18 protein-coding genes are annotated in these 16,174 nt (G+C 46.6%); 14 read left to right on the forward strand and 4 right to left on the reverse strand.

Annotated elements, in window-relative coordinates:
• Nucleotides 1–218 precede the first annotated feature (218 nt).
• From dnaA to F459_RS0116410, 10 genes are all read left to right on the forward strand, one after another.
• A complete protein-coding gene (dnaA, locus tag F459_RS0116360) occupies nucleotides 219–1,634 on the forward strand; it encodes a chromosomal replication initiator protein DnaA (protein ID WP_020613793.1) in 1,416 nt (471 codons plus the stop codon).
• A 202-nt stretch (nucleotides 1,635–1,836) separates the two neighbouring features.
• Entirely contained in the window at nucleotides 1,837–2,940 is a 1,104-nt protein-coding gene (gene dnaN, locus F459_RS0116370) for a DNA polymerase III subunit beta (protein ID WP_013252627.1), read from the forward strand.
• 8 nt (nucleotides 2,941–2,948) lie between these two features.
• Nucleotides 2,949–4,028 carry a DNA replication/repair protein RecF gene (gene recF, locus F459_RS0116375; RefSeq protein ID WP_020613795.1) on the forward strand — a complete coding sequence of 360 codons (1,080 nt, stop codon included), beginning with the start codon at nucleotides 2,949–2,951 and terminating at the stop codon, nucleotides 4,026–4,028.
• A gap of 8 nt (nucleotides 4,029–4,036) precedes the next feature.
• Nucleotides 4,037–4,507, forward strand: a complete 471-nt coding sequence (locus F459_RS22495) for a DUF721 domain-containing protein (RefSeq protein WP_020613796.1) — start codon at nucleotides 4,037–4,039, stop codon at nucleotides 4,505–4,507.
• 81 nt (nucleotides 4,508–4,588) lie between these two features.
• On the forward strand, nucleotides 4,589–4,744 hold the full coding sequence (gene rpmH, locus F459_RS0116385) for a 50S ribosomal protein L34 (RefSeq protein WP_013252630.1): 156 nt from the start codon (nucleotides 4,589–4,591) through the stop codon (nucleotides 4,742–4,744).
• Nucleotides 4,745–4,754: 10 nt separating this feature from the next.
• Complete coding sequence (rnpA, locus tag F459_RS23685) at nucleotides 4,755–5,102, forward strand: ribonuclease P protein component (RefSeq protein WP_245540204.1); 348 nt, start codon at nucleotides 4,755–4,757, stop codon at nucleotides 5,100–5,102.
• Between the two features lie 8 nt (nucleotides 5,103–5,110).
• Nucleotides 5,111–6,868, forward strand: coding sequence for a membrane protein insertase YidC (gene yidC / locus F459_RS0116395; RefSeq protein ID WP_020613798.1), 1,758 nt, complete (start codon nucleotides 5,111–5,113; stop codon nucleotides 6,866–6,868).
• Nucleotides 6,869–6,907: 39 nt separating this feature from the next.
• On the forward strand, nucleotides 6,908–7,591 hold the full coding sequence (jag, locus tag F459_RS0116400; protein WP_020613799.1) for an RNA-binding cell elongation regulator Jag/EloR: 684 nt from the start codon (nucleotides 6,908–6,910) through the stop codon (nucleotides 7,589–7,591).
• Between the two features lie 87 nt (nucleotides 7,592–7,678).
• Nucleotides 7,679–8,845, forward strand: coding sequence for a methionine adenosyltransferase (gene metK, locus F459_RS0116405; protein ID WP_020613800.1), 1,167 nt, complete (start codon nucleotides 7,679–7,681; stop codon nucleotides 8,843–8,845).
• A 149-nt stretch (nucleotides 8,846–8,994) separates the two neighbouring features.
• A complete protein-coding gene (locus tag F459_RS0116410; protein ID WP_245540205.1) occupies nucleotides 8,995–9,789 on the forward strand; it encodes a lysine exporter LysO family protein in 795 nt (264 codons plus the stop codon).
• Between the two features lies 1 nt (nucleotide 9,790).
• On the opposite strand, the gene F459_RS0116415 is transcribed toward F459_RS0116410, so the two are convergent.
• Nucleotides 9,791–10,852, reverse strand: a complete 1,062-nt coding sequence (locus F459_RS0116415; protein ID WP_020613802.1) for a metallophosphoesterase — start codon at nucleotides 10,850–10,852, stop codon at nucleotides 9,791–9,793.
• Between the two features lie 74 nt (nucleotides 10,853–10,926).
• Entirely contained in the window at nucleotides 10,927–11,400 is a 474-nt protein-coding gene (locus tag F459_RS0116420) for a PTS sugar transporter subunit IIA (protein ID WP_020613803.1), read from the reverse strand.
• 71 nt (nucleotides 11,401–11,471) lie between these two features.
• Here F459_RS0116420 and F459_RS0116425 point away from each other — a divergent pair, with 71 nt between their 5' ends.
• The 3 genes from F459_RS0116425 to F459_RS0116435 all read left to right on the forward strand — a co-directional run bounded on the left by F459_RS0116425 (nucleotide 11,472) and on the right by F459_RS0116435 (nucleotide 14,074).
• Nucleotides 11,472–11,789, forward strand: a complete 318-nt coding sequence (locus F459_RS0116425) for a 2Fe-2S iron-sulfur cluster-binding protein (protein WP_020613804.1) — start codon at nucleotides 11,472–11,474, stop codon at nucleotides 11,787–11,789.
• A gap of 66 nt (nucleotides 11,790–11,855) precedes the next feature.
• Nucleotides 11,856–12,866, forward strand: coding sequence for a LacI family DNA-binding transcriptional regulator (locus tag F459_RS0116430; RefSeq protein ID WP_154651717.1), 1,011 nt, complete (start codon nucleotides 11,856–11,858; stop codon nucleotides 12,864–12,866).
• A gap of 65 nt (nucleotides 12,867–12,931) precedes the next feature.
• Nucleotides 12,932–14,074, forward strand: coding sequence for an iron-containing alcohol dehydrogenase family protein (locus tag F459_RS0116435; RefSeq protein ID WP_020613806.1), 1,143 nt, complete (start codon nucleotides 12,932–12,934; stop codon nucleotides 14,072–14,074).
• Here F459_RS0116435 and msrB read toward each other — a convergent pair.
• On the reverse strand, nucleotides 14,071–14,478 hold the full coding sequence (gene msrB / locus F459_RS0116440) for a peptide-methionine (R)-S-oxide reductase MsrB (RefSeq protein ID WP_020613807.1): 408 nt from the start codon (nucleotides 14,476–14,478) through the stop codon (nucleotides 14,071–14,073). The two genes, F459_RS0116435 and msrB, sit on opposite strands and share 4 nt — an antisense overlap.
• 55 nt (nucleotides 14,479–14,533) lie before the next feature.
• Between msrB and F459_RS0116445 the strand changes: the two genes are divergently transcribed.
• Nucleotides 14,534–15,055 carry a nitroreductase family protein gene (locus F459_RS0116445; RefSeq protein WP_020613808.1) on the forward strand — a complete coding sequence of 174 codons (522 nt, stop codon included), beginning with the start codon at nucleotides 14,534–14,536 and terminating at the stop codon, nucleotides 15,053–15,055.
• Nucleotides 15,056–15,119: 64 nt separating this feature from the next.
• On the opposite strand, the gene F459_RS0116450 is transcribed toward F459_RS0116445, so the two are convergent.
• Nucleotides 15,120–16,085 (reverse strand): DUF6588 family protein, encoded by a 966-nt coding sequence (locus F459_RS0116450; protein WP_020613809.1) that lies wholly within the window; start codon nucleotides 16,083–16,085, stop codon nucleotides 15,120–15,122.
• Nucleotides 16,086–16,174 lie beyond the last annotated feature (89 nt).

A 16,174-nucleotide genomic window follows, 5' to 3' on the forward strand; every position in this document is an offset into this window, starting at 1 on the left:
GGATAAATTATGGAAAGAGTCAGCTGGATAGGTAACAGCAGACCACTTTTGTGTATAGTTGTTTATCTATTTATAATTTCTTTACCAATATGGAATTAATAATGACGGTAAAGCAATTGGAGGTATTTGCGACCTTTTAAGTTCTTTTGGCTCCGTACATTAGTAAAAAGCAGCATGTGTATAACTTGTGAATAATTCTTATAGTATTGAGGCTTTTAATGAATACACAAAGCAGGTGGGACTTTTCCATCTTCTGGCAGGAAGCATTGAACCAGTTGAAAAACGAACTATCGGATCAGGAGTTTGTTATGTGGTTCAGTAACATCTCCTATCACTCCTCCGAAGAAGGAAAGCTTATCCTTTCGGTTCCCTCGGCATTCTACCGGGATCAGGTAAAACAGCGCTATATCAGTATAATAAAAGAAAAGCTCTACGAACTATCAGGTTTTCAACTTGAAGTCGATTTTATCGTTACAAAGCGGGTAACATCGGAATCCCAGAAGGATAAAAATGAAGTTGCTAACCCTCCTCATCCCCCCATGGCGGCAGAACCGCTAGCCGGATCACTCCCGTCGGTCAAGAATGATCCTCCAAAAAAACACCCCGATCTCAGACCCGATTACACGTTCGAGAATTTCGTTATTGGTGAGAATAACACCCTTGCAGCAAACGCTTGCATGGCCATCAGCAAAAATCCGGGAACTGCCTATAATCCCTGTCTGATATACGGGGGAGTCGGCCTTGGAAAGACGCATCTCATTCAGTCGATCGGAAATTATGCATGGGCACATAATCCCGACATAAAAATTGCTTATGTCACGGCAGAAACCTTTACCAACGAATTTATAGAGGCGATTCACCATAACAAAAATCATCAATTCAAAAATAAATATAGAAAGGTCGATATCCTGCTCATCGACGATATCCATTTTCTCCAGGATAAAACGGGGACTCAGGAGGAACTCTTTCATACCTTCAATGCCTTGTATGAAACAAATAAGCAGCTTGTTTTTACCTGCGACCGTCCGGTGTCAGAGCTGAAACAGCTGACCGATCGCCTGAGAAGCCGATTTGAACGTGGACTCAACGTCGACCTTCAGGCCCCCGCTTTTGAAACAAGGTTTGCCATTTTGAAGCAGAAGGTAGAAGAGAAAAAGGTACCGATAAACGATGAAGTTATCGAACTCATTTGTCGAAACGTCACTACAAATGTAAGGGATCTCGAAGCTGCACTAACACGACTTATTGCCTATGCAGATCTCTTGCATAAGAAAGTGACCCTCGATATTGCCAGGCAACAACTCAAAGATGTCTTTTCCAATCCAAAAATGAGTAATATCACCGTTGAAATGATACAGCGCGTCACTGCCGAATACTTCAATCTCTCCCCTAACGACCTTCGTGGTAAAAAAAGGACAAAAGCCATTGCCTTTCCCCGACAGATCGCCATGTATATTACCCGGGAAATAACCGAATTCAGCACTACGGAGGTCGGTCTGGAATTTGGGGGAAGAGACCATACTACGGTTATGCACGCCTGCCAACGAGTAGAAAGCAGAATGCAAACCGATCCCAGCCTGGAACCAATAATCCAACGCATTGTACGGCAAATCAAAGAGTACGGGACAAAATAATGAAAAGATGGTACAACTATGAGGAAGATATGTGCATGAATGCCGAAGGCTGTGGATATGTGCATTTTCATGGAATAACCTTTACAAGTTATTCAGATGGGCAACTATTTCTTTCAAAAGAAATTATGGCGGATATTAACATATTCACCGTGCCTATTATTACTACTATTAATTAATATATACTGTAGGTAGGAGAGGAAAGATGAAATTTACCTGCGAAAAAAACGCATTGTTGAAAGAAATTTCCATTGCCCAGGAAATCATCTCTACAAGAAATGCACTTTCAATTCTTTCGAACGTACTTCTCGAAGCCGACGATGGGTCCCTGACCATAAAAGCGACAGACTTGAAAGTAAGCTTCGAGACCAGAATACCAGTTGAAATTGCTGCTCCCGGAAGTACTACGGTCTTTTGTGACAAATTTTTGGGAATTCTTCGTTCCCTACCGGAAGGTGATATCGAGGTTGAACTGGTCGACAACAGAGTTATGATACGGCCCCTCTTTCAGAAGATCAACTTTCAGCTTAAGAGTATTGCCGGAGATAAATTCCCCGAACTGCAGGAAGTATCCGAAGATCTTTATTTTGAGATTCCTCAAAAGGATCTTATTGAGATGATAGGCCAGACGATCTTTGCTGTTTCCGATGATGAGACTCGTTATTACATGAACGGAGTCTATGTGGAACAGGATGGTGAAAGTATTTCCATGGTGGCTACCGACGGGAGAAGGCTTTCCCTTATCAAACGGCGAATAGAATCCGAATTGAAGGAATTCGACGCCGTGATCATTCCTCCAAAGGTTCTTCAGCTTATCAGAAAGCTTTCATCGGGAGAGGGAAATCTGAAAATTGCCATTTCCGACCGGAATATATTCGTTCAGTTCGATGATCAGCGGATTACCAGCAACCTCATTGAAGGACAATTTCCTAATTATCGTCGGGTCATTCCCGACAGTCAGGACTACCAGTTGGTTGTAAATCGTGATCAGCTTGAAGAGGCGCTTAAACGTGTATCGCTTTTGGTTGAGCAGAAATCAAGAAGGGTCTATCTCAGTGTTGAGAACGCAATGATGCGACTTACCAGTGAAGAGAGCGATATCGGTGTCGCCAAGGAAGAACTTTCCTGTAGTTATGAGGGACCCGAGACCACCATAGCGTTGAATTATCTTTACCTTGCCGAACCTTTGAAGGTTATGCGTTGTGAAGAAGTCGTTCTTCGTTTTACTGAAGCAAATAAAGCGATCACCCTCGAACCGGTTCCTGAAGGCGATTATTTCCATATCATTATGCCGATGCAGCTGGATTAAGTGAAGCCATGGGGTTTTTGGCCCTGAAAACATATCAATATAGAAACCTAAAGGACGCGGAGGTGTGCCTTGATGCACCCCGCGTTTTTCTTGTAGGGGAAAACGGCCAGGGAAAGAGTAATCTGCTCGAGGCTATTTATCTATTGAGTTTTGGTTCTTCTTTTAGAACAAGGCGGGATCAGGAGCTTATCCGCCGGGGATGTGGCGAACTTGCGCTACATGGAAAAACCGCCGAGCATGATATATCCTTTTTGCTTTCAGGTAAGAATGGGACAACAAAGAGTATTAAACTCGATGGAAAGCCAATTACCGATCGAAAAGAGCTTGTACGTATATTTCCTGCCATTGTTTTTTGTCACGACGATATCTCATTTGTAAACGGATCGCCGGAAAGAAGACGCTGGTTTTTCGACCAGACAATGAGTCTTCATGAACCGCTTTTCATCGATACCCTTCGATCCTATCGCAAAATTTTAAAATTACGAAATATGGCTTTAAAAGGAGATCGCAGAGATCTCCTTGATGTTTATGATATACAGTTGGCAAGGGCCGGGATGGAGATCCAGGAAAAGCGGAGAGAGGCAATAGAAGGCTTTAATACAACATTTTCTTCACTCCATGAGAAGGTTTCGGGTCTGGAGGGGGAAATGAAGATTGCCTACCGTCCCAGTTGGAAGGGATGTAAAGGCGAGGAAGATGTTGTTTTCCTTCTTCATCGCAGGAGGGAGAGTGATTTCGAGATGAAGACCTCCGGTTCCGGTCCGCATCGAGATCGTTTTGCCTTTCTTCTTGAGGGAAAGGATTTTTCTTCCATTGCTTCCACCGGTCAACTTCGGCTTCTTTCCCTGCTTCTTAGGGTTGGACAGGCCCGGTTTTTTTATGAGAAGTGCGGGAGACGGCCGGTGCTGCTACTTGATGATGTACTTTTGGAGCTTGATCCGAAACGGAGGCAGCGCTTTTTGGAAACGCTGCCGGAGGCCGATCAGATTTTTTTTACCTTTCTTCCCGATAGGCAGTATTCTGAACTGAAGGGAAACGATACCATGCTCTTACGGGTAAAAGAGGGTGAGTTTATTGAAGAAGAATAGGAGGCCGAATGAAAAAGGCATCGGAAATTCTGTCTCAGTTTTTTGATCAGGCACAGCTGGAAAAAGCCCAGAAATACAGCTCTTTTTTCCGTAGTTGGAGAACAATCGTCGGTATTGATATTGCGAGTCACACTCGGGTAAGGGAGATAGAGCGGGATGTTTTAATTGTGGAGGCGGATCATCCGGGTTGGGCTCAGATGATAGAATTGAAAAAAAGACGAATTCTTCGGGATATCAATAAAAAGTACCCGGAATTTTCTTTGAGTAATATCAGGGTATGGATTGTACAGCAATTAGGGGCTGGCGATTCGGTAGAACGAGAAGAAGGCAATAGAAATGAGTGGCACTATGAGCCTCTTCTTTTCGGTGAGAAAGAAAAAAATGAGAAAAAAAATGCCGGTGATGACGGCCGTTTGCAGCAGATGCTTGATAGTATTGGGAAGATGGTCAAGGCCTCTGAGAAGGATAATCGCCATTGACATTCCCGACGGATGCAACGTATACTTTGTCACTCATTGGGACAAAAGCGCTGTATAGCGATACAATAAGGAGTTGCTTCTATGAAAAGGACTTACCAGCCTAGCAGGGTAAAGCGCAACAGAAAATTCGGCTTTCGAGCACGCATGAAAACCCGCGGCGGGCGGCTTGTTCTTGCCAGACGCCGAAAAAAAGGCAGAAAAAAGCTTTCTGTTGCTGATGAGAAAAAGCCTTACTAAGAGGGATAGATTGAAACACTCGGCCGACATCGGCCGAGTGTTCTCTTCACGAACCAGGGTGTCCTGCCTTGGCGCGAAACTGATGTATCGAATAAACAATACAAAAAGGAACCGTTTTACGGTTACCCTGGTTAGAAAGTATGGAAATGCCGTTCAGAGAAATCGGGCGAAACGAGTAGCCCGAGAGTCTTATCGGCTCATTAAACCGGAAATCCGACAGGGATATGACATGGTTCTGCTTTTGTATCGATCTGAAGATACATTGTCCAATCGTAGCCGTCAATTGAGCGACTTATTACACAAGGCACAACTTCTTGGAAAGCGGCACCCGCTTCTTCCCTCGACCAACGACCAGTAGGAGAAGGTATGGACAAAAGAACTTTGCTGGCGGTTATTCTTTCAACCATTGTTATTTCCGTCGGTTTCATGATTCAAAACACGTTTTTTGCTCCTCCCCATCCCGAGGTACCGGCTGTTACAGAACAGGCGGATGCTTCCAGGGATACAAATGCTTCCGATAGATCAGTTTCATCGAATGAGAATTCTCAACAGCAGCCGACGGCTCCTGTTTTACAGGCCCAAGGTATCACTCCTTTTGGTGATGAGCCTGGAGAGAAGATGATTTCTCTCGAGACAAAGGTATTTAAAGCAACCTTCAGTAGCCGGGGGGCTCTTTTGACCAGCATGAAGTTGAAAGAGCACTTTGAGAATGGAAAACCGCTGGAGATGATTTGGCGGGGAAACGATGAAGAGGGGGCTTTTGGTATATCTTTTGGTGGACCGGAAAGAGATATAACAAATGTTCCGTTTTTTGTCCGGAATATCGATGAGAATACGCTCGAGTTTTACCGTGAGTTTGCGGTACAGACCTCTTCAGGTCCCGTTCCCTTCACTTTGACCAAGCGCTTTCGCTTTGCTCCTTCCGATTATCTTTTCGAGGTTTCGGTTAAGATTGAGAATAGTGTGAATGCCTATCCGGCTCTCGACGAGGATGGCTATGCCTACACGCTATCCTTTGGTCCTCAGATTGGTCCCCAGGTTGAAAAAATGGATGGTAGATACGCCTATCGTCGTTATTTTACCTATGAAAACGGGAAACAGAAAAATTATCGAATGAAAAATGGTTCTGTTTCTGTCGATAATCGGGTAAGTTGGGCCGCTGTACTTGGAAAGTATTTTGCAGTTATCGGAGTTCCCGATGCAACCGATTATGATCTTCTTTTTACCGAAGGTTCCGAGCCCGGTTTGTCGACAACTTCGCGGCTTTTCTTTTCCAGACCTCTTCTGAAAAGTAGCGTAAGCGAGGATGTTTTTCGTTTTTACATGGGACCGAAGATCAGCCGTGTCCTGACAAGGTATAACGATCCGGATAAAAATGGCTTTGGAACTCGTGACCTTCATCTTGAGGATGTTATGGACCAGGGGCGTCTGCTTGGCTGGCTTGAAGTCATAATGAAAAAGATTCTTGTCTTCTTCTATTCGATTATTCCCAATTGGGGTGTAGCCATCATTCTTCTTACTATTTTAGTCAAGGTCGTACTGTTTCCGATAACACATAAAAGCTACGAATCGACTAGTAAGATGCAGATGCTGCAGCCCAAGATGAAGGAGATTCAGGATAAGTATCGGGACAATCCAAACAAAATGAATCAGGAAATGGCGGAGCTTTATAAACGGGAAAAAGTGAATCCTATGGGAGGATGTCTTCCCATGCTTCTTCAAATGCCGATGTTCATTGCTATGTACGGCCTTTTTAACAAGTATTTCGACCTTCGTGGCTCCTCGTTTATTCCTGGTTGGATTACCGACCTTTCGAGCCCTGAGTCAATATATAGTTTTGCACCCTTCAAGATTCCGATTCTGGGATGGAGCGATATACGTTTGCTTCCTATGCTTTTTGTTGCAACGATGATCCTCTCCAGTAAGATGATGCAAAGTCCCTCTTCTGCAGGAAGCCAGAACAGTAGCATGAAGATGATGACCTACATGATGCCTATCTTCTTCTTCTTCTTTCTTTACAATGCTCCCTCCGGGCTGCTGGTTTACTGGATTGTTACCAACGTGCTGACGATAGGACAGCAGAAGGTAATCTCAAATATGCAGAAGCGTAAGGAGGAAGGGTGATGAATGTGACATCCCGTTTACTCCAAGGAGATAAAACATATGGTAAAAGAATTCGAAGGAAAGACCGAAAAGGAGGCGATCGATAACGCAGTTTCAGCACTGAATATTGACCGTGAAGAGTTTGACGTTGAGGTTGTCGAATCCGTTAAGGGTGGCCTTTTCCGAAAAGGTGCGGTAAAGATCAGGGTTTTCATTGAAGATGACGATGATGGCTTTGATGTCGGTGATCGTTACAGCGAAGATGTTGATCCTCAGGCCCAAGATGATTTTGAAAAGGCCTCGGTGACGTTTCTTGAAACACTGATCGAAAAAATGGGTTTTCCTGGTACGGTTTCTATCAATTTCCGGGAAGAAAAGAAAATTGGTTTGACGATTGATTCCCAACATTCCGGTATTCTGATAGGAAAAAAAGGAAAAAATCTTGATGCTTTGCAGCTTTTGGTTAATGTTTATTGCGGGAAGCTGCATGAGGGACGCCGGGTTATTGTCGATGCTGAGAATTATCGAAGCAGACACGAGGAAAGCATTATCCGTCTTGCCGACAGAACAGCGGCACAGGTGCGGAAGACTAAGCGTTCCCGACTTCTTGAACCGATGAATCCCTTTGAAAGGCGATTGGTCCACACTACCTTGAATGATATCGATGATGTGGAAACCAGGAGCGAAGGCGAAGGCCTTTATAAACAAGTCCGGATCATTTACAAGGGTTCGGCAAACTATTAAAATTATTATCAATATGAGTTAAGGATGACCCCGACCTGCTTAGTAGGTTGGGGTCGTTTTCTCTTTTTCGTATGTAGGAGAAAAGCTATGGATACAAAAAGGAAAGTACTTTTTACTTCAGAGTCTGTCAGTGAAGGACACCCCGATAAGGTATGTGATCAAATTTCCGATGCCGTTCTTGATGCCTGTTTGCGGGAGGATCCCACTTCGAGGGTTGCCTGTGAAACCTTTACAACTACGGGGATGGTTCTTGTCGGTGGAGAGATCAGTACCTCTACCTACGTTAATCTTCAGGATGTGGTTCGAGGTGTTGTGAAGCGGATAGGGTACGATCGGCCGGAGTATGGCCTTGATTGGGAATCCATGGCTGTTATCGATACGATTCATAATCAGAGCAGTGACATCTCTATGGGCGTTACCGCAGGTGAGAATAAGTATAAATCCCAGGGAGCCGGGGATCAGGGAATGATGTTCGGTTTTGCCTGCAATGAAACCGAAGAGCTTATGCCGGCACCCATCATCTTTGCCCATCGGTTGTTGCAAAAAGCGGCAGCGGTACGAAAGTCGGGAGAATGTTCCTGGATGCGACCGGATGCAAAGAGTCAGGTTACCGTTCAATACGAAGGGGGAAAGCCGGTGCGGATCGATACCATCGTCATCAGCCATCAGCATAGCCCTTCTGTTTCAATAAAAGAGATAGAAGCGAGTCTCCGTAAACGGGTTGTGGAACCTGTTCTCGGTGATACGGGACTGATAGACGAGAAGACGCGGTTTTTCATCAATCCGACGGGACGCTTTGTGATAGGAGGTCCTCATGGTGATTCGGGACTTACCGGTAGAAAGATTATTGTCGATACCTACGGCGGTATGGGGCGTCACGGCGGAGGGGCTTTCAGCGGAAAGGACCCAAGCAAGGTAGATCGTTCGGCCGCTTACATGGCCCGTTATGTGGCGAAGAATATTGTCGCGGCAGGATTGTGTGATCGTTGTGAGTTGGAGCTCTCCTATGCCATTGGTGTCCCCTTCCCTATTTCCATTATGGTGGATACCTTTGGAACGGCTGTTGTGTCCGAAGAACGAATTGAGACTGCTGTTGAGAAGGTTTTCGACCTCTCTCCAGAGGGTATTATCCGGGAATTGGGCCTTTTGGCGCCTATCTACGAAGCGACGGCGGCATACGGTCACTTTGGAAGAGACGGTTTTTCCTGGGAACGGGTAGACAGGACCGAAGAGCTGAAAAAGGCCGTTGGTTGATACGGCCATAGATGGAAGGAATTACTTCTCTCTTAATTCTCCTGGCTTTTCTTGGTGGGGGAATGGTTTGTGCCAAAAGCACATTTGCACCCAAGCCAAAAGGGGTCACGTGCATAATTGCCGTTATACTCCGTGTCTTACTGCTTTTCATGGGTATTAGAATCGGCCGTCTCGGTATGAATATCCGGGAAGTACAAACCATTGGCCTTCTTGGCTTGGTATTTGGGATTGCAACGATTTTCGGAACAGTCTTGTTTCTTATCATTCTAAACGGACTGTCGGGCGGAAACGAGTCGAAACATAAAAGAGGACGTTCCGAGTCACGACGTCCTTCTCCTAAAAGGTTTCTTTGGGAATCTCTTGGATTGTTTTCTTTTGTTATTGTCGGCATTGTGGCGGGAATGGTTCTTCCTTTTGCTTCCCTCATCCCGAATGAAGCCGGAACCTGGACGCTTTATTGTTTGCTCTTTTTCATCGGAATGCAGATGATGCAAAGCGATATGAAGTTTGTCTCTCTGCTTCGGGACCGAAGAATGCTTCTATTGCCTCTTGTTACGGCATCAGGATCGATTTGCGGTGGGATCGTGGTCTCTCCCCTCTTTCACCTCTCAGTGGGAGAAGCTGCGGCTCTCTCGGCCGGCTTTGGTTGGTACAGTTTATCGGGGGTGCTTATCTCTGATCTCGGAAATCCGTTGCTTGGTTCCGCCGCATTTCTTGTCAATCTTGTAAGAGAGAGCCTTGCTCTTTTCATGATACCCCTTTTGGGAGGCTTGGGCCTTCCCCATCTTGCTATCGGCGTCGGAGGGGCCACTTCAATGGACGTCACCCTTCCCCTTGTGGAAACCAGCTGCGGGGCAGGGTATGTTCCTCTATCTATTGCCCACGGGGCACTTCTTTCGCTTCTTGTCCCCTTTCTCGTTCCCTTTTTTTGGGGTTTTGCCTGATTTATGTGAGAAGTCTGATTTTGGTAAAGATGTAATCAAGAGAGTCTCGTTTTAGTACCGTTCGAAAAAAACCGGTGTCATCCAGTTGAGAGGTGTTTTTCCCGTCGTTTTTCCGGTATTTTTCATCGACGTCTTCATTGAACCAGTGAACAAGCGATATTTTTCCTCCTTTGATTTCTATCGCCGTCATTCCTCGTTTTCCGATTACGCAGCCGGAATTAAAAACGGAAGGAGCAAGGGTCTGGCTGCTGTATAAAGAACTTATTGCCTGCTCTTTGCCCTTTGTTATGATGGATTTGTCGATCTCTTTTTTGATTTCCTCGATTTGCTTTTCAAGAATTTTCTGTTTTTCGTCGCCGGATTTTGCATATCTGCGTAGAAGATTTTCGATTTTGTATTTAAGAGAGTCAAGTTTTGAAAGGGATTCAAAAAGGGGGCGATGGGTATGGCCGATGATGGATACTATGTTTTTTTCAATGGAAAATTCGTAGGTCCGCTTTTCGATTTTAAAGCGCCTGCTCTTGTCGTGTGCGACCGAATAGTGTTTGATTCGTAAGGGTTTTGCAATGAAGCGGAGCAAAAGACCCGATATTTCATTGAATTTTTCGTAAAAATAGCTGGGCTGATGGCCATGGAAGAGAAAAAGCGTCATACCCTTATAATTCAACTTGAGTGATTCGTAAAGTTTGTAGCGCAGGGGCTCTCCAGGGAGATTAAAAAGTTTCGAATCATGATTACCCGAAAGCTTATAAAGGCGGTTTTCTGCATCGAATGCATCAAAAAGCGAATATAGGTTCTTCCATGTAGAGCGGATTTCGGCAAGTGTATAACGATGAAGCTCCTCAATATCTCCGTTGAGGATTAGGGTATATCCCTTTTCGTAGTAGTAGTCATGGAGAGCAGTCTGGAAGAGTTCGGCATTGGGACGAAAGTCGTCTCCATATTTTCCGTTTCCGACGTGAAGATCGCTGAAGATGACAAACCGCTGATTGTCATGTATCTCAATCTCTTTTGCCTTTGCATAAAGCTCTTCGAGTTTGAGATGGTAGAATTGCTTGTTCATACTATTCTTAATTATAAAAAATTGATGACTCTTTTGTGAATAGCATATGAAAAAATGATTAGTTGAAGTGACGGCTATGCTCGTATCGGAATGGTGCAGCCTCGTCGCTTAAAAAGAAGGTAAACCTGCTCGGCTGTAACACAATGCATGATTTTTTCCCTGAATGAATCGTTACGGAGCAAACGGACAAGGGTTGAGAGGGCGCTTAAATATTCTAATTGTGTTTCCGGAGGATTTGCAACAAGAAAAAGAAGGTGAACGGGTTGAAAATCGATGGCATCATACTCAATTCCTTCCTGACTGATTCCCAAAGCGACATAAACTTGATCGATTCCCTGACAGGTTCCGTGAGCAACCGCAATACCTTTGCCGAAACCGGTACTCTGTAGCTGCTCCTTTCTCATTACTTCACGATAAAAATCATCGGCCCAAGGCTTGTTAGCAAATTGTCTTGCATGAGAAACGAGCTCACGAATGGCCTGGGATTTATTTGTCTTGGATAACTGACAGATGCCGTTTTTCCCAATCAACCTGCACAAGGTAACCATAAAACCACCTACAGTATAATATCGACATTTTGTAGCTTTTACAAACAAAAAAAAGCAGATAATCTTTTCTTATGGCAACACTTATTGTAGAAGGATACGACAGGCTTATTACCGCAAGCCCGGCAATTTCTTTGCTTAATACCTTGCTTAGGGAAGGCATCCCAATTTCTCACCTTTGCGGAGGAAAGTCCCAATGCGGTACCTGCAGGGTGAAAATCCTTGACGGGGAGTCTTTTTGTAGTCCGATGGGTGAGAGGGAACGTCTGCGGCTTTCCGGAAAAGAAGGAACACTTCCGGCGTCTGTCAGGCTTGCATGTCAAACCTATATCAGAGGCAAGGTTATGATACGGATACTGGCCTCCGGTCGTTCCTTTGACAAAAAAGAATAGACAGGTAACGATCATTCGTTTATGATCGTAATGGAACCGGTTCCAATTAATCGATTGAAGCGTGTCATGAAAAAGCAAACGATAAATGATGTTGCCCGCCTTTCGGGCGTGGGTAAGGCTACGGTTTCTAGAGTTTTTTCAGGTTCTCCTCTTGTTTCTGAAACCACAAGAGAGAAGGTGCTGGAGACGGCACGTGAAATTGGTTACCGCCCCAATCCCGTTGCCCGTGCTTTGACCACCGCAAAGACCGGGAATATTACCATCGTTCTTCCGAGCCTTCAGTCCTTTGTCATGTCACAGATCGTTAGGGGTGCCATGTTTGCAGCTAACAAAAACGGCTATAGCCTTTTTGTTCTTGATTCGGGTGAGGATTCGGATAAATCCGGAGCCGATTACTCGAACCTACTCCATGAACACGCCAGCGACGGTGTCATATTCTGCTATGAAAGTGCTCGTCAGCAGATGGAATCGGTTTCATTACGTCGTCCGGTACTTTTTCTGGAAAGTACTCCTACAAAGGAGAGTCTGGATTGCATACGCACGGACAACAGGACAGGGATGCGGCTTTTGGTTGAGCATCTTTCCGAACTTGGACACAGACGCATTGCCGCTGTTTTTGGAAGGCGGAGTGCCTACTCGGAAAATCGCTATATCCATTTTATTGCTGCAATGGAAGGCGTGGGTTTACCGGTAACCGAGGATCAGCTTTTGTTCAGTAATTGGGCCATTGAAGATGGATATCGAGATTTCCGATCTCTCATGGAACTTCCATTCTCTTCCCGGCCGAGTGCTATTATTTTTATATCGGATTTTATGGCAACCGGTGCACTTCGTGCTGCAGCCGATATGGGAATTGCGGTACCAAATGAGGTCAGTATTGCTGGCACCGATGATGCCGAGACAAGTGCTTTTCTTATTCCCAAGCTGACTACCCTTGGTTTTGACCCCCATGGGCTTGGGGAAAAGTCAGTGCAGCAGCTGATACGGCGAATCCAATATCCCGATGAGGAGGCTCTGCATCTTGTTGTGCCGGTTATGTTACGAAAACGGGGTTCCACCGGCCCGGTGAGATGTTAATCCTTTTGTCTATTATCCGGCCGTGAGGTTGGAAATAAATCCGGATTTGGTAAGGAGCATATGCAATGAAAAAAGCAATTCTGAATCTCCCCACCGCCCTCTACACTGGGCGGGGTTGTCGCTCTGGCCTTGCGGAGTGTATTCCTCAAGGAGCAAAAGTTGCGCTGGTAACGGATAAGGGGCTGGTCGGCGCCCCACCCCTCGATTTGGTGACAACAATTCTCGATGAGGCAGATATTTCCTGGAAACTAATTTCCGATATCGATCCCAACCCCGATGAGGAAACGGTGCTTAGGGTAGTCAAAGCGGTTAAGGCGATGAAGGCCGACGTTATAGTCGCCATAGGCGGAGGAAGTCCCCTCGATACTGCGAAGGCCGCCGCTTGCATGGCACGGAACGATGGGCCGCTTTCAGACTACCAGTGGGAGGGAAAACCCTTTGCAAACGCTCCCCTTCCGCTCTATGCACTGCCGACAACCGCAGGTACCGGCAGTGAGGTGACGGGAGTGGCCGTCATCACCAGCAGAAACATGAAAAAGGGCATTAATGCCAGGGAGATTTTTCCCAAAGCCGCTTTTGTGGATCCTGAGTTGATGCTAGGTCTTCCACCCTATCTTACCGCGATCACCGGAATGGATGCCCTGACCCATGCCATAGAAGCCTATGTCGGCTTAGGGGCCAATCCATTTTCCGATGCGCTTTGTGAAAAGGCCATCGAATTAATTGCGGATCATCTTCCCCGGGCCTTTTCTTATGGCGGTGATATTGAGGCGCGGGAGGCGATGGGTACTGCCAGTTCTCTTGCCGGTCTTGCTATGGACCAGGCAGGGCTCGGCATCGTTCATAGCCTTTCAAGTCCTGTTTGTGCCTATCTTCATGTTTCTCATGGCTTGGCAAATGCCATGCTGCTACCGCATGGAATGCGATACAATCTGCCTGCCAGACATGAGAAATTTGCCGTTGTTGCCGAATTGATGGGTTACGATACCACTGGAATGAGTCCCCGGGATGCGGCTGAGGCGGCTGTTGTTGCTGTGGAAGATTTGCTGGAAGAATTGGAGCTCGGCTCCGCAATTGAGGAGGTCGTACACAATGCGGTCGACTTCGAGGAGTTCGGAAACAATGCCTCCAAGATGTTTCTCATCCGAAACAACCCCCGGGGTGCCGATTCCAAGGCCTGCCGTTCGATCTTTGAATCAATTTTCTAAGAAGTAGCAACGATGAAATTCAGGGATACCGAATTGATGCAGTAGCGTAAGCCTGTAGGCTGCGGGCCGTCTTCAAAAAGATGGCCGAGATGGCATCCGCACCGGGCACAGAGCAGCTCGGTGCGGATCATGCCGTGACTACTGTCGGTACGGCGTTCCACTCTCTCCTGATCGATGAGATCCATGAAACTGGGCCATCCGCTTCCCGAGTCGTATTTTGCTTCCGAACGAAAAAGTGGTGTCCCACAGCCGGCACAGTGGTATGTTCCTTTCCTGTGTTCATCCCATAGGTTCCCGGAAAAGGGGGCCTCCGTCCCCTTCATCCTGCACACATAATATCGTTCCGGGCCGAGTTTGTCCCGCCATTCACTTTCACCGTGGGGCATCTTACTGGACGATTCCATAATAGCCTCCTTATATTCTTAACATACTCATGTTAAGCAAAAGGAGTCCACATCGATGAACCAAATTATCGAAACCATTTTGCAAAGAAAAAGTGTACGCCATTATGGGGCCGGAGAGATCTCAAAGGAAGACCTCGAGACGATTATGCGTGCCGGAATGGCTGCTCCTTCGGGAATGAATAAACAGCCGTGGGCCTTTGTTGCCGTACAAGATCGGCAGCAGCTCGATATGCTTGGCGATGCTCTTCCCTATGCGAAGATGCTTCTTCAGGCAACAGCGGCCGTTATTGTCTGCGGGGATCTGCGCACGCTTTCCGATGAAGAGGCAAAGCTGTGGGTGCAGGATACCTCTGCGGCAACCGAAAACATCCTTCTGGCGGCAGAAGCTCTCGGTTACGGAGCCGTCTGGACCGCCGTGTATCCGGAAGCCGACCGGATGAAACCGGTGGTTGAGATTTTAGATCTTCCTGAGCGCGTCATTCCCCTGAATGCTATTGCTGTCGGCCGACCTCTCGAGGATCGTGACCGGCCCAAAAATAAGTGGAAGCCGGAAAAGATTCATTACGATCGCTGGTAGAAAATAAAAGGCCGACCCAGTTTCCGGGGCCGGCCTTTTGTATTGAAAATTCTTAAACGAATTCTTAGATCTGGATACGGGCGTTCAGACCGCCGCCTAAGGACTGAGTGGTAAAATTGTACTGGGCGTTCAGGTCCAGTTTCAGTATCGTCAGATTGAAGCTTAGCCCGCCGAATGCCCTAAAGGATCCGCCGCTGGCATCGGAGTAGACCACAAAACCGTCATCGGTGATTTCCACATCGTAATTATCTTCCACAGCATCTACATCGCCAGTTATATCAGCATTAACACCGCCACCGGCCCGCGACCATCCGTAGGAATAGCCTGCCCCGAGGTAGGGGGTGAGGATGAGCAGAGACTTGCTTGCCTGGATCGAGAGGTCTATTGCGTGGGTCTTCCATGCAAAGACAGCATCGGGATTACCTATATTAAGGGTTTCTCCGCCGGGGAAATTAATCTGATTTGACATTCCTGTGGTTTCCATGGCAACCGAGCCGTTGAGGTAGGTATAACCGAGACCCACGCTGACTGCGGGAATAAGCAGACGGCCTTTGAGAAGGGGATAACGAACCTGAAGCCCTGCCAGGATATATTCAGCGGTAAGGCCGGTTGAACCTTCAAGGGCATCACCCATCCCAGGGGTGAGATAACCGAATTTTGCGCCAATATCGAAGGGGATAAAAGGAAGTCCCAGTCGTGCGTCGACAGCGTAGCCGGGTAGGGGAACTCCCAAGCCGGAATCCGTTATCTCGCTGGGAAGTTCAAAGCCTAACGCACTTGCAACATCCTCAAAGGCCTCCTTGGGAATGGTAACCGCTGACACCGAAAGGCCGATACCAAAATGGGGGAAGCCCTTTACCCTGGCATCCGACCAGGTGAGGCCGGTGGCAGCAGCCGCGAACGGCAAGGCCTCGGCAACATCATCGGCAAAGGTGGCAAAGGATGATTCAAGATCGGAATATTGTATATCCCCAAACATCGGCACTGCTATCAACAGGGCCAGGATCATCACTGTAATGACTCTTTTCATAAAACCTCCTTGGTGTTGATACCGCTATTCTACTATAACGCACTTTCGAATCGGTTTCAGGAACCCTTTGCGTTCTTTTTCGCTTAGCG

This window comes from Sediminispirochaeta bajacaliforniensis DSM 16054 (genome assembly GCF_000378205.1).
Taxonomy (GTDB): domain Bacteria; phylum Spirochaetota; class Spirochaetia; order DSM-16054; family Sediminispirochaetaceae; genus Sediminispirochaeta; species Sediminispirochaeta bajacaliforniensis.

Excerpts from the sequence above, each read along its gene's own strand:
- dnaA (WP_020613793.1), top strand. The coding sequence starts at position 219 with ATGAATACACAAAGCAGGTGGGACTTTTCCATCTTCTGGCAGGAAGCA.
- dnaN (WP_013252627.1), top strand. The coding sequence starts at position 1,837 with ATGAAATTTACCTGCGAAAAAAACGCATTGTTGAAAGAAATTTCCATT.
- recF (WP_020613795.1), top strand. The coding sequence starts at position 2,949 with ATGGGGTTTTTGGCCCTGAAAACATATCAATATAGAAACCTAAAGGAC.
- F459_RS22495 (WP_020613796.1), top strand. The coding sequence starts at position 4,037 with ATGAAAAAGGCATCGGAAATTCTGTCTCAGTTTTTTGATCAGGCACAG.
- rpmH (WP_013252630.1), top strand. The coding sequence starts at position 4,589 with ATGAAAAGGACTTACCAGCCTAGCAGGGTAAAGCGCAACAGAAAATTC.
- yidC (WP_020613798.1), top strand. The coding sequence starts at position 5,111 with ATGGACAAAAGAACTTTGCTGGCGGTTATTCTTTCAACCATTGTTATT.
- jag (WP_020613799.1), top strand. The coding sequence starts at position 6,908 with ATGGTAAAAGAATTCGAAGGAAAGACCGAAAAGGAGGCGATCGATAAC.
- metK (WP_020613800.1), top strand. The coding sequence starts at position 7,679 with ATGGATACAAAAAGGAAAGTACTTTTTACTTCAGAGTCTGTCAGTGAA.
- F459_RS0116410 (WP_245540205.1), top strand. The coding sequence starts at position 8,995 with ATGGGTATTAGAATCGGCCGTCTCGGTATGAATATCCGGGAAGTACAA.
- F459_RS0116415 (WP_020613802.1), bottom strand. The coding sequence starts at position 10,852 with ATGAACAAGCAATTCTACCATCTCAAACTCGAAGAGCTTTATGCAAAG.
- F459_RS0116420 (WP_020613803.1), bottom strand. The coding sequence starts at position 11,400 with ATGGTTACCTTGTGCAGGTTGATTGGGAAAAACGGCATCTGTCAGTTA.
- F459_RS0116425 (WP_020613804.1), top strand. The coding sequence starts at position 11,472 with ATGGCAACACTTATTGTAGAAGGATACGACAGGCTTATTACCGCAAGC.
- F459_RS0116430 (WP_154651717.1), top strand. The coding sequence starts at position 11,856 with ATGAAAAAGCAAACGATAAATGATGTTGCCCGCCTTTCGGGCGTGGGT.
- F459_RS0116435 (WP_020613806.1), top strand. The coding sequence starts at position 12,932 with ATGAAAAAAGCAATTCTGAATCTCCCCACCGCCCTCTACACTGGGCGG.
- msrB (WP_020613807.1), bottom strand. The coding sequence starts at position 14,478 with ATGGAATCGTCCAGTAAGATGCCCCACGGTGAAAGTGAATGGCGGGAC.
- F459_RS0116445 (WP_020613808.1), top strand. The coding sequence starts at position 14,534 with ATGAACCAAATTATCGAAACCATTTTGCAAAGAAAAAGTGTACGCCAT.
- F459_RS0116450 (WP_020613809.1), bottom strand. The coding sequence starts at position 16,085 with ATGAAAAGAGTCATTACAGTGATGATCCTGGCCCTGTTGATAGCAGTG.